Genomic DNA, 13,333 nt, shown 5'->3' with positions numbered 1-13,333 from the left:
AACCCGGCGCAGCGAGACTGCGCGCCGGGCTTTATACCGTGAGCTACAGCGTTAACGCGTGTTCTTTTTCGCCTCTTTTAAATTTGACCTCGCCTAAATCAATACAGGAGACCGGGCAGACATGACCGCACAGCAGACAACCGACGCATTTTTCCGTATTGCAATGCGGCGTGCGGCTGTGTTCATCCCACTCCATCGCCTGATGACCGCCGTCATAGCAGGAGATATAGCAACGTCCGCAGCCGACGCATTTCTCCTGATTAATCTGCGGATAGACGATATAGCTGCGATCCAGGTCTTCCGCCGGGATAATATTGCCATTCGCCAGCCCGATCATCTCTTGTAATGAGGCAAAACCCTGATCGGCCAGATAGTGGCTGAGGCCGCTCGCCATATCTTCTACAATGCGGTAACCGTATTGCATAATGCCTGTCGTCACCTGTAGGGTCGCCGCGCCCAGCAGCAGAAATTCGGCAGCGTCTTCCCAGGTCTCAATGCCGCCGATACCGCTAATCGGGAAATCGCGCAGTTCAGGGTGCATCCGCAACTGCTGGATAAAACGCAACGCAATGGGTTTCACCGCTTTTCCTGAATAACCGGAGATGCTGGATTTACCGTTAACCACAGGCATCCCGATTTTGCGGTTCAGGTCGATGTTAGTAATGGATTTCACGGTGTTGATGGTGGCGATACCGTCGGCTCCGCCGCGTTTGGCGGCCAGCGCGACTTCGCACATATCGCCAATATTCGGCGTCATCTTCGCCAGCATTGGCAAAGATGAACCGCGTTTTACGGCGCGGCAGTATTTTTCAACCAGTTCCGGGCTTTGCCCTACATCGCTTCCCATGGCGTGCGAGGTCATCTGCGGGCAAGAGAAGTTACACTCAATCATATCCGCACCGGCTTCTTCAACCAGACGCGCCAGTTCCTGCCACTGTTGCTCATTTTCCCCCATGATGGAAGCAATCAGCACCTTATCCGGATAATCCTGTTTTAGCCGTCGAATGGCGGCCAGATTCTCTTCCAGCGGATGCTCAGCAATTTGCTCCATGTTTTTGAAACCAATAAAACCGGTATCTTCTTTCGTCAGGTGATCAAAACGTGGAGAGACTTCGTTGGCAATAAAAAAACCAATGGTTTTAAAAACGATCCCGCCCCAGCCGGTATCATAGGCTTTGGCGCACATCTCATAACAATTGCCTACCGGAGAAGAAGAAAGACAAAATGGATTGGGAAACTTAACGCCGCAAAAGGTAACAGACAAATCTTTTGTTAACATGAGCAGGCCTCCTCTAAATAATGGTGAATAGCCTGAGCGGCTTCTTTTCCTGTTTTTACCGCATAAACGACGGTCTTATCGCCTTTAACAATATCGCCAGCGGCAAAGATCGCCGGGTCGTCGGTTTGATAATTGTGCGTGTCGATAATATTATGCTGCGCTTTTATCTCCGCAAAGGTATCCAGTCGCGCGTGCTGCCCCACGGCCAAAATAATATTTTCCGCTTCCAGCGTCAGTTCTCCTGAATGGCGTACATGGTGGAAGGTCACTTTATTTCCGCTGACGACGACAGGCGTAAAACCATCAATAATCGATACGCCTAATGCTTGCGTACTGGTAAATTCTTTTTCGCTGGCGGGGAATTCGGCTAATTCTTCCCGTGCCACGCAGGTGACGGAAGGACAGCCGAGAATTTTTAACGTACTGGCGACATCCATCGCTACGTCGCCGCCGCCAATAATTAATGCGCTACGCGGAACGCTAATATTGCCGTTGGCCTGACGGGCGCGCTGTAAAAAATCAACGGCAATCTCTACGTGACTGGCTTGCTCAAATAACGGTAAATCAGAGCCGCTGGACATCCCGACGGTCATCAGCACGGCGCGATATTCGGCTTTGAGTTGCTCAAGCGATAGCGACTCGCCCACGTCACAATTGCATTTAATATTGACACCCATCCCTACAATGCGGGCAATTTCCTGATCGAGAACGCTTTGCGGCAGACGAAATGCCGGGATGCCGTGACGCAGCCATCCGCCGGGTTGCGGTTGTTTTTCGTAAATGGTGACGTCATAGCCTAAATGCGTGAGTGTCACGCTTGCCTGCAAACCTGCCGGACCTGCGCCAATAATCGCGACTTTTCCGCGTGTTTTACTCCCGGGCTGATAAATCTGCATGGCAGTCTGCTGTTCAAAATCGGTAATAAAACGTTGCAGGCGTGCAATATCAATAGGTTTATCTATCCCGGAACGTGTACACCCGCGCTGGCATAATTTTTCCGTGGGACAGACTCTGGCGCAGACGGCGCCAAGCGCGTTATTTTCCCGGATAGTTTCCGCTGCGCCTTTAAAATTGCGAAAGTAAATAGAACGAATAAATTTCCCCGGATCGGTTTGTGCCGGGCAATCCTGACTACAGGGCGCATCGTGACATAATAAACAACGTGAAGCCTCTTTTATTGCCAGTAATGGCGTAAAACCAGGCGTGAGTTCATCCAGATAATTTTGTTGCGGCATATAATCTTCCTTAATGCTTGAATAAATTAAGGCGAAACGCAAATAACGCGTTTTTATGATCCAAAATCTATAACCAGCCTAAGCATTGAAAGAAGGGTATTCTGTGAAAGAATTCACAAAAAAATGAAACCAGAATGCAAAACAGCATTTGTTCCTTATATCATAATAATAATTATTCTCAATTTTAAAGGGGTAATAAATAGATTAACGATAAAAAATAAAATAAATAATCATTCCCGTAAATAAAAAACCGCACCCGGCATAAAGAAAAAGATAAATCCAATATTGTATGGGATCGGCATGGCGATGGATATAAACCGGTTCTTGCGCATTTTTGACTATTTTATCTACTGCGCCGGTTCGCCAGCCTTTCCAGGCTTCACGGAAACAAAAAACAGGGGCAAGCAAAAAAGCTAATGCGATAAATAACGTTTGCACATCCATGTTTATTTTCCTTTTTTCTTTTCCAGTTCAAGTAATTGTTCTGGGGTCACTGCCGGATAACCCTGGGCGTCTTCCGGCACCTGATGTTGCGTTGGGATCGGCACCAGCGGGCCCAAAAAACGGGGTTCGCGCTTAAAAATATAGAGATCCGCCAGCGCGCTAAACCGGGCGCCAAATTCACGCAGGCGCACCGTCAACATATTTTTGGGCGAAGGGACTGCATAACACTGCGCCTGAATCCCCATATGCAGAGCAATGAATAAGGCGCGTTCGCAGTGGAATTTCTGGGTGATAATAATAAAGTCGTTAGTATCAAAAACCTTGCGGGTACGCACAATCGAATCAAGCGTACGAAACCCCGCGTAATCAAGCACAATATCCGCAGGATCGACGCCCGCTGCGATCAGGTCTTTGCGCATGGTCATTGGTTCGTTATAGCTTTGCAGGGCGTTATCACCGCTTAGCAGCAGGTAATTAACTTTGCCGCTATTGTATGCATTTAACGCGCCCTGAATACGGTAGCGGTAATACTGATTAATCACACCCTTGCGATAGTATTTGGCCGTTCCCAGCACCACCCCCACCTGGCGGTAGGGGAGATCCTGTAATTCGTCATAGATATAGGGCGCTGTTTTCCAGCTCATCCACCGATCGAGGCCGAGCACCGTCAACAGCAGCAAGCCGATCAGGACTAACAGGCTGTAGAACACGCGCTTTAACATGCAGGAAACTCGATACCAGGATGAAAGTGCAATCAGGCTACTGTACCCGAAGACGTAGCGCAAGAAAGCGCCGTCTGATTGCGGAGATTTTCAGCATACTTTCCTTTGAGTATGAGAGAGAATAAGGCGATATCAGGCCGGATAAGACGCCAGAGCGTCGCTATCCGGCAGATTAGCTTAGCCAAGAAGTACGCGATCAATATTATGGCAGCCTAATGCTTTCAGCGTCGCCGCGGTGGCATCCCATTGAATTAATGTCGCGTCGCCTTTTTCCGCCAGAATCGCACGCTGAATATCGACATAGTCATAACCATTAAGGCTCAGAAGGTTTAGCGCGCCTTGCAGCGGGGGAAGCGTAGGGTTAAAGGCGGCGTTTTCCGCATAGCTGCCGGTGAAAATACGGCCATCTTTGCATTCCAGCGCCACGCCGCTCGGCGACTGGCTATAAGGCATATGGCTTTTGTTGGCCGCGGTAATTGCCGCTTGCGTTAACGTATCTCCGGTTAACGCGAAGCCGTGATCCTGCTCGTCCATCAGCAGCGTTTTGATTTCCAGATCTTTAGGTCCGAAAGCGTCGGGCAGATAATCGCGTAGCGTATGCGGTTCGCGGCCCGGCAGATGAATGCGCAGATCCAGACCGCTGTTCAGCTCGTTCATAAACTGGCGGCAGTGGCCGCAGGGCGTATAGTTGACGGTGACGGCGGCGAGCTCTTTTTCGCCGCGTAGCCAGGCGTGGCTAATCGCGCTTTGTTCAGCATGAACGGTTTGCTGCATGGTGGCGCCCAGGAACTCCATATTCGCGCCGAAATACCAGTTGCCACTGACGCCACGCGCAACCGCACCGACGTTAAAGTGGGACAAATCGGTACGGGCGCAGGCCGCCGCCAGCGGTAACAGTGCGAAAGCCAGCGCGTTTTCGTCCAGCCCCGTCGCGTTTTTAAGCGTCGAGACCTGCTCTGCGGTCAGCATAGCGGGAAAATGGTGATCCGCCAGAATAGGGGCCAGTGCTGATTGCAAATTATCCGCAAGTTGGGCAAAAGCAGTTTGAAAACGTGGATGCATGGCGATGCCTCATAACAATGTAATGGAATCGTAGTTTACGGGCCTGTCAGGGCACAATATGTGATTTATATCTCATTGTTTATGCAACTTGTGAAACTTAAATGAAAAATGCGCGACACATCGCAAATTTTAACCCGGTCTTTTGTCCCGTCGTTAGCGCATTACCGCCAGAATGAGCGGAAACAAAAAGGGCGCTACCAGCGAGGTGATGATGCCGCAGATCACCAGAGCCAGTGAGCTAAATGCACCTTCCTGGTAATCCAGTTCGGCGCAGCGCGCAGTACCGAGCGCATGTGAAGCGGTTCCCATTGCCAGTCCGCGCGCCGCTTTGGTACGGATGCGCATCGCGTTTAACAGCGTGTGGCCAAACACCGCGCCAAGAATACCGACAAAAATCACGCAGACTGCACTGATGGCAGGGATGCCGCCGATACTGCCGCCCACCGCCATCGCAATAGGCGTAGTCACGGATTTAGGCAGTACCGATGCCGCGATTTCAGGCGTTGCGCCCATCAGCAATGCGACGGAGGTTCCCGTAACCATCGCGACCATGCTACCGACAAAACAGATGCTAATAATGGATTTCCAGCGTGCGCGAATCTGGTGTAGCTGCTCATAAAGCGGGTAGGCCAGCGCCACTACCGCCGGTTGCAACAGATCGTTAAGTACTTCGCTGCCTTTGAAGTAGTGGTCGTAGGGGATACCGGTCAGCAGCAGAAAAGGGATAATGACAACCATTGCCACCAACAGCGGGTTCAGCAACGGCATTTTAAAATGTGCCGCCAGTTTGCGGGCGGCGAAGAAGACCGCCAGCGTTAGCGGTAACGACCACCAGATATATGACATCATTTTTTCGCTCCTTTCTGCCCAATCACATTACGCTCACCGTGTATCAGGTGTGAACTCCAGCTCACGACCACAAAAACGATCAGCGTACTGATAGCGCAAGAAACTACCACCGGGCCAAATTGCGCACGCAGTAAATCAAAATATTGCATAACGCCGACGCCAATCGGCACAAACAGTAGCGCCATATATCGAATTAGCACATAACAGCCGGGGTTAACCCATTTGGCTGGCAGAATTTGCAGCGCCAGCAAAACAAACAGAATTAACATCCCGATAATGCTGCCGGGAATAGTGATAGGAAGCAGTGATGCAATGAAAATGCCTGCATACAGACAGGCATAGATCAATACAAAAGCGCGTATATATTGCCAGATAATATTCAGTGACTTACTCATGTTTCAAGCCCTTGATGAGATGGATTCATCATACAATTAAACGTTAAAACGTGCTACCGATCACATCATGAATTCTTAGCATAGTGGGTATAGACAGCAGGAACATCGGGCAATGTCCTGGGTCGACGGCGTTAAACCTGGGCTAAAAAATAGAGAAAGCGACTCAGAGCCAAAGATGGCGTCTCATTCTTACGCCAGAACATCCCTACGCTGCCTTTTTGCTCAATTTTTGGCAAGTTTAAAATCGCCAGTTGCCCCTGGCTGGCGTAGCGTTGCGCCAGCCGTAGAGAAAGAATAGAGATCATATCGCTGCTTTGCAGCAAATTAGTGCTGACGTTCATCGACGCTGATTCAATGGTGTTTTCCGGCAGCATCACGCCGTTATCGACGAGCGCGTTATCAATACTAATGCGAATAGGGGTGCCGGTTGGCCAGACTATCCACCGCCAGTGGGCCAGATCGCTCCAGGCGATTTGCGCTCGTGCAGCCAGCGGGTGGTGTGGGCGTGCCACAAAGCAGACTGGCTCGGTATAGAGCACCTGATAGTTAAGCGGTAGTTGCAGAGCGCGTCCGCCCACACGCCCTACGACCACATCCACCTGGCCGGCAAGCAAATCGTGTAGCAGGGGCGTCATTACCTTCTCTTCGATATTCAGGTGCAATGTCGGCATTTCGTCAAGCAGGCTGAGAATCGCCTGCGAGACGCAGTCTGTCGCCACCGGCGAACAGCCGATCTTCAGGCTACCCACCAGACCACCCTGTTTGAAGCGGGCAATTTCATACTGTGAACGTTCCAGATCGTTAATTAAACGCTGGGCATGCTGGAGCAGTAATTTCCCCCCTTCTGAGGGGCGGAGCCCTTTACTGTGACGTTCAAAAAGTGTGATACCTATCTCATCTTCGAGCTGAGACAACCATTTTGACAGCGCTGGCTGAGAGATATTCATCATCCGGGCGACGTGAGTTAAATTGCCTTGTTCGCCCAGCGCAACCAGCGTTTGCAGATGATGCAATTTCAATTTCTGCGCCCAGTTCGCCATTCGCTATAACCTCCAGGTTATGTCTCTGCCTGAAAAGCCATTGTACATTTTATCTCTTGCTCTACAAACTCGTAACATAGCAAACATAAAAACAACATCTACCTCCCTGCACTGAGGCATTCACTATGACTCAACGACGCGAACTACAAGCCCTGATTGATGCCGCGCCCGTCGGCAAAATGCAGTGGCGCGTTATTATCTGCTGTTTTCTGGTGGTCATGCTCGACGGTTTCGATACCGCCGCGATTGGCTTCATCGCTCCGGATATTCGAACCCACTGGCAGTTAAGCGCCAGCGAACTTGCGCCGCTATTTGGCGCCGGGTTGTTGGGGCTCACGGCTGGTGCGCTGCTATGCGGGCCGCTGGCGGATCGCTTTGGCCGCAAACGTGTCATTGAGCTTTGTGTGGGGCTCTTTGGCACCCTGAGCCTGCTGTCCGCTTTTTCACCGGACATAGAAACGCTGGTACTACTGCGTTTTTTAACCGGTCTGGGGCTGGGCGGGGCGATGCCGAATACCATCACCATGACGTCGGAATATCTGCCCGCTCGCCGACGCGGCGCTCTGGTCACACTCATGTTCTGTGGGTTTACGCTGGGGTCGGCAATGGGTGGGATTGTCAGCGCGCAACTGGTGCCGCTGATTGGCTGGCACGGCATCCTGGCGTTGGGCGGCGTTTTGCCTCTAATGCTGTTTTTCGGCCTGTTGTTCGCGCTGCCGGAGTCTCCCCGCTGGCAGGTACGCCGCCAATTGCCGCAGGCGGTTGTCGCCCGGACGGTCAGTGCCATCACCGGCGAGCGCTATCACGATACGCAATTTTTTCTGCATGAGAAGGCGGCAGTCGCCAAAGGCAGTATTCGACAGCTTTTTGCCGGACGGCAGCTTGTTATTACCCTGATGTTATGGGTGGTGTTCTTTATGAGTCTGCTCATTATCTATTTACTTTCCAGTTGGATGCCGACACTGCTTAACCATCGCGGCATCAATTTGCAACAGGCGTCGTGGGTGACCGCTGCGTTTCAGATAGGCGGTACGCTTGGCGCGCTGTTACTCGGCGTATTAATGGACCGACTTAATCCTTTCCGGGTGTTGGCGGTGAGCTATGCGCTGGGCGCGGTCTGTATCGTCATGATAGGCCTGAGTGAAAATGGCCTCTGGCTGATGGCGCTGGCGATTTTCGGTACCGGTATCGGTATTAGTGGTTCCCAGGTCGGGCTCAATGCTCTGACGGCAACTCTGTACCCAACCCAAAGCCGTGCGACGGGCGTGAGCTGGTCGAACGCTATTGGACGCTGCGGTGCTATTGTCGGTTCGCTCTCCGGCGGCATGATGATGGCGCTCAATTTCTCTTTCGATACGTTGTTTTTCGTTATTGCCATTCCGGCGACCATCAGTGCGGTAATGCTTACCCTACTGACGGTGGTTGTCCGCCTTTCGATTTCTGTACCTGACGACCTGCCGCGTGCCAGCGTCGTAAACGAATAAGGAGAATCTCCATGTCTGAAATGAATCAGAACGTAAAAAATAGCCGTCAGCAATATTACCAGCATATTTCCGGGCACAACCTGACGCCGCTGTGGGAATCGTTGCATCACCTGGTACCACAGACGCCAAACGCTAACTGCGCGCCAGCTTACTGGAATTATCAGGAAATTCGTCCGTTGCTGATGGAAAGCGGCAATTTAATTGGCGCGAAAGAGGCCATCCGCCGGGTGCTGGTACTGGAAAATCCGGCTTTGCGCGGTCAGTCGTCGATTACGGCGACGTTATACGCCGGATTACAGTTGATCATGCCTGGCGAAGTCGCGCCGAGCCATCGCCATAACCAGTCGGCACTGCGTTTTATCGTCGAAGGTAAAGGCGCATTTACCGCCGTGGACGGCGAGCGCACGTCAATGCATACCGGCGATTTTATCCTGACGCCGCAGTGGCGCTGGCACGATCACGGTAATCCGGGCTCAGAGCCGGTGGTCTGGCTGGATGGTCTTGATCTACCGTTAGTCAACCTTCTGGGCTGTGGTTTTGCAGAAGACTATCCAGAAGATCAGCAGCCGGTGACGCGAAAAGAGGGCGATTATTTACCGCGCTACGCCGCGAATATGCTGCCGCTGCGCCATCAGAGCGGGAACTCTTCACCGATTTTTAACTACCGCTATGACCGTAGCCGCGAAGCGTTGCACGATCTGACGCGTATGGGCGAGCCGGACGAGTGGGAAGGTTACAAACTGCGTTACGTTAATCCAGTCACTGGCGGTTATCCGATGCCATCAATGGGCGCGTTCCTGCAACTACTGCCAAAAGGCTTTGCTTCTCGTGTGGCACGAAGTACCGATAGTACTATCTACCATGTTGTTGAAGGGGCAGGTGAAGTCACTATCGGTAAAGAAACATTCCATTTTTCCGCAAAAGATATTTTTGTGGCGCCGACCTGGCATGACGTGTCGTTTCGCAGCAATGAAGACACGGTGTTATTCAGCTTCTCGGACAAGCCGGTTCAGGAAGCCCTGGGGCTGTTCCGCGAAGCGCGTTATTAATTGGGAGAGAAAAAATGACGAATTATGTATTCCAGCCACAGGCGCCGGTGACGGTACCCGTTGTCGACAGCGATGAACAATTTCCGGTACGCCGTGTTTACTGTGTCGGTCGCAATTATGCCGCTCATGCCCGCGAAATGGGCTTTGACCCCGATCGCGAGCCGCCGTTTTTCTTTTGCAAACCCGCAGACGCTGTCGTCCCGGTTGCGGCAGGAGAAACGCTGGAACTGCCGTATCCGGCGCAGACCGATAATTACCATTATGAAATTGAGTTAGTGGTGGCGATTGGTAAAAAGGGCTGTGATATTCCCGTAGAAAAAGCCCATGAATATGTCTGGGGATACGCCACCGGTCTGGACATGACGCGCCGCGATCGGCAGATGGAAATGCGCCAGATGGGAAGACCGTGGGAAATCGGCAAAGCGTTCGATCTCTCCGCCCCCATTGCGCCATTGCATAAAGCCGCTGAAACGCACGGTGTGGATAACGCCCCTATTTGGCTACAGGTTAATGGCGAAGATCATCAGCGCAGCGATATTCGCCACCTGATTTGGTCGGTGAATGAAACCATCAGCTATTTGTCCGGTTTCTTTGAATTGCAGCCAGGCGATTTGATCTTCACTGGCACACCAGAGGGGGTAGGCGCGGTGGTGAAAGGGGATGTGATTACCGGGAATGTGGAAGGTTTGACGCCAATTGCTGTGAAAATTGTCTGAGGTGAACGATGAAGCTGTACAGTTTCTTTAATAGTTCGGCGTCTTATCGCGTGCGTATTGCGCTGGCGTTAAAGGGGATCGATTACCAGACGGTGGGCGTCAATATTCGTATCGGTCAGCAGAATGCGCTGGCCTACCGGCGAATGAACCCGGTAGGTCTGGTGCCGACACTGGTGACTGATGACGGCGAATCGTTGGGGCAATCGCTGGCGATCATTGACTGGCTGGACCGACATTTTCCGCAAACGCCGCTGCTGCCGATGAGCGACCCGGCGCGCAGCCAGGCGCTGGAAATTGTCTACGCTATCGCCTGCGATATACACCCAATCAATAACATGCGCGTGTTGCGCTACCTGACCGATGAGCTGAAGGTGAGCGAAGAGGATAAAAAACGGTGGTACGCCCACTGGATACAGCAGGGGTTAAGCGCGGTGGAACAACTATTGCGTAAAAGCCAGTCCGGAGCATTTTGTATAGGCGATGCACCGGGCCTTGCGGACTGCTGCCTGATCCCGCAGTGGGCAAATGCGCTCAGAATGGGCTGCGATTTGTCAGGTTATCCGCGTTGCAAAGCCGTTTATGACGCCTGCACGCTGTTGCCGGCGTTTATTGCCGCCGCGCCGGAAAACCAACAAGATAAAATTCCGGCCTGAAAAGGAGAACGACCATGACGAAAGTGACAAGCGCCATTATTGTAGGTGGCGGGATCGGCGGCGCGGCAACCGCGCTATCGCTGGCGCGCCAGGGAATAAAAGTCATGCTGCTGGAAAAAGCGCACGAAATTGGCGAGATCGGCGCAGGCATCCAACTTGGGCCGAATGCTTTTTCGGCGCTTGATAGTCTCGGTGTGGGGGATGTCGCCCGCCAGCGCGCAGTGTTTACCGATCATATTACGATGATGGATGCCGTGAACGCCGAAGAAGTGGTGCGCATTGAAACCGGACAGGCGTTCCGGGACCATTTTGGCGGGCCGTATGCCGTTATTCACCGGGTAGATATTCATGGCACGGTGTGGGAGGCCGCATTGAAGCACCCTGGCGTGGAGTATCGTACCTCGACCCATATTGTTGATATTCGCCAGACGCCGGATGACGTTACCGTGTTTGACGAGCAGGGAAATAGCTGGACAGCGGATATTCTGGTGGGCTGCGACGGCGTTAAGTCAGTGGTACGGCAAAGTTTGCTCGGCGATGCGCCGCGCGTGACAGGACATGTAGTCTACCGGGCAGTGATAGATTGCGACGATATGCCGGAAGACTTACGTATTAACGCCCCGGTGCTGTGGGCTGGGCCACATTGCCATCTGGTACATTATCCGTTGCGCGGAGGCCAACAGTACAATCTGGTCGTGACCTTCCATAGTCGGCAACAGGAAGAGTGGGGGGTAAAAGACGGTAGTAAAGAAGAGGTGCTCTCTTATTTTGCCGGTATTCATCCCCGCCCGCGTCAGATGCTGGATAAGCCGACCTCCTGGCGCCGCTGGTCGACTGCCGATCGTGAGCCAGTCGCGAAATGGGGAACCGAACGCATCACCCTTGTGGGCGACGCTGCGCATCCGGTGGCGCAATATATGGCCCAGGGGGCCTGTATGGCGCTGGAAGACGCCGTTACGCTGGGCAAAGCGCTGGAACGCTGCGACGGCGATGCTCAGCAGGCATTTGCGCTTTACGAATCGGTGCGTATTCCCCGTACGGCACGTATCGTCTGGTCTACCCGGGAGATGGGGCGTCTCTACCACGCCGCTGGCGTGGAGCGTCAGGTACGCAATCTGTTGTGGAAAGGGAAATCGCAGGAGGCGTTTTATCGCGGTATTGAATGGCTGTACGGCTGGAAGGACGACAACTGTCTTGAGCCGCGCTAAGTACGAAGGCCGGATGGCGTTTGTGCCGCCATCCGGCAAAAAGTTTTGCTCATCGCAGAGAGGCGCTATGATAGCGCCTCTTTTTTGTTGTGGATTCCAATATGCGGGTTTTACTGGCGCCAATGGAAGGCGTGCTTGACGCGTTGGTGCGCGAACTTCTGACGGAAGTAAATGACTACGATCTCTGTATCACCGAATTTTTGCGCGTGGTGGATAAGCTTCTGCCAGTAAAAGTGTTTCATCGTATCTGCCCGGAATTACGTTACCACAGCTGTACGCCGTCCGGTACGCCAGTACGCATTCAGCTTCTGGGCCAGCATCCGCAGTGGCTGGCGGAAAATGCCGCGCGGGCGGCGGCGTTGGGATCGTATGGTGTGGACCTGAACTGCGGCTGCCCATCAAAGGTGGTAAACGGCAGCGGCGGCGGCGCGACATTGCTAAAAGATCCTGAACTCATCTATCAGGGCGCGAAAGCGATGCGGGATGCTGTGCCGTCGCATCTACCGGTAACGGTAAAAGTGCGTCTCGGCTGGGACAGCGGCGATAAAAAATTTGAAATCGCCGATGCCGTTCAGCAGGCCGGCGCCAGTGAACTGGTGGTGCATGGCCGTACCAAAGCGCAGGGCTACCGCGCCGAGCATATCGACTGGCAGGCGATCGGTGAAATACGCCAGCGTTTGACTATTCCGGTTATCGCTAATGGCGAAATCTGGGACTGGCAGAGCGCGCAGGCATGTATGGCGACCAGCGGCTGCGATGCGGTGATGATTGGCCGCGGGGCGTTAAATATTCCTAACCTGAGCCGGGTGGTGAAGTATAACGAGCCGCGTATGCCGTGGCCGGAAGTGGTGACGTTATTACAAAAATATACCCGACTGGAAAAGCAGGGCGATACTGGTTTATATCATGTCGCGCGTATTAAACAGTGGTTGGGATATTTACGTAAGGAATATATTGAGGCGACGGAACTCTTTCAGTCGATTCGGGCGTTAAACCGTTCGTCCGAGATTGCGCGGGCGATTCAGGCTATTAAAATCTAATCTCTACAGCGTCCAGAACGTGTGCCGGACAGACATTATCGCTGCCCGGCGCAGGAATCAGAAAATCATCTTAAACACGCCCGTTACCACCAACAGCCCAATCAGAAAAATAATTAAGATTGCCCATAGAAGAATTTTCATTGTTTGTCCCTTTATT

The 13,333-nt window shown here is 52.6% G+C and carries 15 protein-coding genes; 6 read left to right on the top strand and 9 right to left on the bottom strand.

Annotated features, from left to right (window positions below):
- Nucleotides 1–43 precede the first annotated feature (43 nt).
- The 8 genes from preA to SBG_RS10235 form a co-directional block, all read right to left on the bottom strand.
- Nucleotides 44–1,279 (bottom strand): NAD-dependent dihydropyrimidine dehydrogenase subunit PreA, encoded by a 1,236-nt coding sequence (gene preA / locus SBG_RS10270; RefSeq protein ID WP_000956094.1) that lies wholly within the window; start codon nt 1,277–1,279, stop codon nt 44–46.
- Nucleotides 1,273–2,514 (bottom strand): NAD(P)-dependent oxidoreductase, encoded by a 1,242-nt coding sequence (locus SBG_RS10265; RefSeq protein ID WP_001136425.1) that lies wholly within the window; start codon nt 2,512–2,514, stop codon nt 1,273–1,275. Before SBG_RS10265 ends, preA begins: the two co-directional genes overlap by 7 nt.
- Nucleotides 2,515–2,718: 204 nt before the next feature.
- Nucleotides 2,719–2,964 (bottom strand): DUF2542 family protein, encoded by a 246-nt coding sequence (locus tag SBG_RS10260; protein ID WP_079775200.1) that lies wholly within the window; start codon nt 2,962–2,964, stop codon nt 2,719–2,721.
- Entirely contained in the window at nt 2,961–3,680 is a 720-nt protein-coding gene (gene sanA, locus SBG_RS10255; RefSeq protein WP_000920072.1) for an outer membrane permeability protein SanA, read from the bottom strand. Before sanA ends, SBG_RS10260 begins: the two co-directional genes overlap by 4 nt.
- Nucleotides 3,681–3,857: 177 nt before the next feature.
- Complete coding sequence (gene cdd / locus SBG_RS10250) at nt 3,858–4,742, bottom strand: cytidine deaminase (protein ID WP_000553524.1); 885 nt, start codon at nt 4,740–4,742, stop codon at nt 3,858–3,860.
- A gap of 153 nt (nt 4,743–4,895) precedes the next feature.
- Nucleotides 4,896–5,591, bottom strand: a complete 696-nt coding sequence (locus SBG_RS10245) for a CidB/LrgB family autolysis modulator (RefSeq protein ID WP_000987990.1) — start codon at nt 5,589–5,591, stop codon at nt 4,896–4,898.
- Entirely contained in the window at nt 5,588–5,986 is a 399-nt protein-coding gene (locus SBG_RS10240; protein ID WP_000045714.1) for a CidA/LrgA family protein, read from the bottom strand. Before SBG_RS10240 ends, SBG_RS10245 begins: the two co-directional genes overlap by 4 nt.
- A gap of 131 nt (nt 5,987–6,117) precedes the next feature.
- On the bottom strand, nt 6,118–7,026 hold the full coding sequence (locus SBG_RS10235; protein WP_000024652.1) for a LysR substrate-binding domain-containing protein: 909 nt from the start codon (nt 7,024–7,026) through the stop codon (nt 6,118–6,120).
- 125 nt (nt 7,027–7,151) lie between these two features.
- Between SBG_RS10235 and mhbT the strand changes: the two genes are divergently transcribed.
- From mhbT to dusC, 6 genes are all read left to right on the top strand, one after another.
- The gene (mhbT, locus tag SBG_RS10230; protein ID WP_000194240.1) at nt 7,152–8,510 is read left to right on the top strand and encodes a 3-hydroxybenzoate transporter MhbT; all 1,359 of its coding nucleotides are present in this window, start codon (nt 7,152–7,154) and stop codon (nt 8,508–8,510) included.
- Nucleotides 8,511–8,521: 11 nt separating this feature from the next.
- Nucleotides 8,522–9,559, top strand: a complete 1,038-nt coding sequence (gtdA, locus tag SBG_RS10225) for a gentisate 1,2-dioxygenase (protein ID WP_001293314.1) — start codon at nt 8,522–8,524, stop codon at nt 9,557–9,559.
- A 14-nt stretch (nt 9,560–9,573) separates the two neighbouring features.
- Complete coding sequence (locus SBG_RS10220; protein ID WP_000186506.1) at nt 9,574–10,275, top strand: fumarylacetoacetate hydrolase family protein; 702 nt, start codon at nt 9,574–9,576, stop codon at nt 10,273–10,275.
- Nucleotides 10,276–10,283: 8 nt separating this feature from the next.
- Nucleotides 10,284–10,928, top strand: coding sequence for a maleylacetoacetate isomerase (maiA, locus tag SBG_RS10215; protein WP_000781181.1), 645 nt, complete (start codon nt 10,284–10,286; stop codon nt 10,926–10,928).
- A gap of 14 nt (nt 10,929–10,942) precedes the next feature.
- Nucleotides 10,943–12,136, top strand: a complete 1,194-nt coding sequence (locus SBG_RS10210) for a 3-hydroxybenzoate 6-monooxygenase (RefSeq protein ID WP_000170164.1) — start codon at nt 10,943–10,945, stop codon at nt 12,134–12,136.
- A gap of 101 nt (nt 12,137–12,237) precedes the next feature.
- Entirely contained in the window at nt 12,238–13,176 is a 939-nt protein-coding gene (dusC, locus tag SBG_RS10205; protein ID WP_001264831.1) for a tRNA dihydrouridine(16) synthase DusC, read from the top strand.
- Between the two features lie 57 nt (nt 13,177–13,233).
- Here the strand turns inward: dusC and yohP are convergent, their stop codons facing one another.
- Nucleotides 13,234–13,317: a small membrane protein YohP gene (gene yohP, locus SBG_RS21785; RefSeq protein WP_000698460.1), complete on the bottom strand. Its 84-nt coding sequence runs from the start codon at nt 13,315–13,317 to the stop codon at nt 13,234–13,236.
- Between the last annotated feature and the right edge of the window lie 16 nt (nt 13,318–13,333).

The organism is Salmonella bongori NCTC 12419 (genome assembly GCF_000252995.1).
In the GTDB taxonomy this organism is placed as follows: Bacteria; Pseudomonadota; Gammaproteobacteria; order Enterobacterales; family Enterobacteriaceae; genus Salmonella; species Salmonella bongori.
The sequence above is the reverse complement of the archived record's forward strand: the minus strand, read 5'-3'. Positions and strand labels throughout refer to the sequence as shown.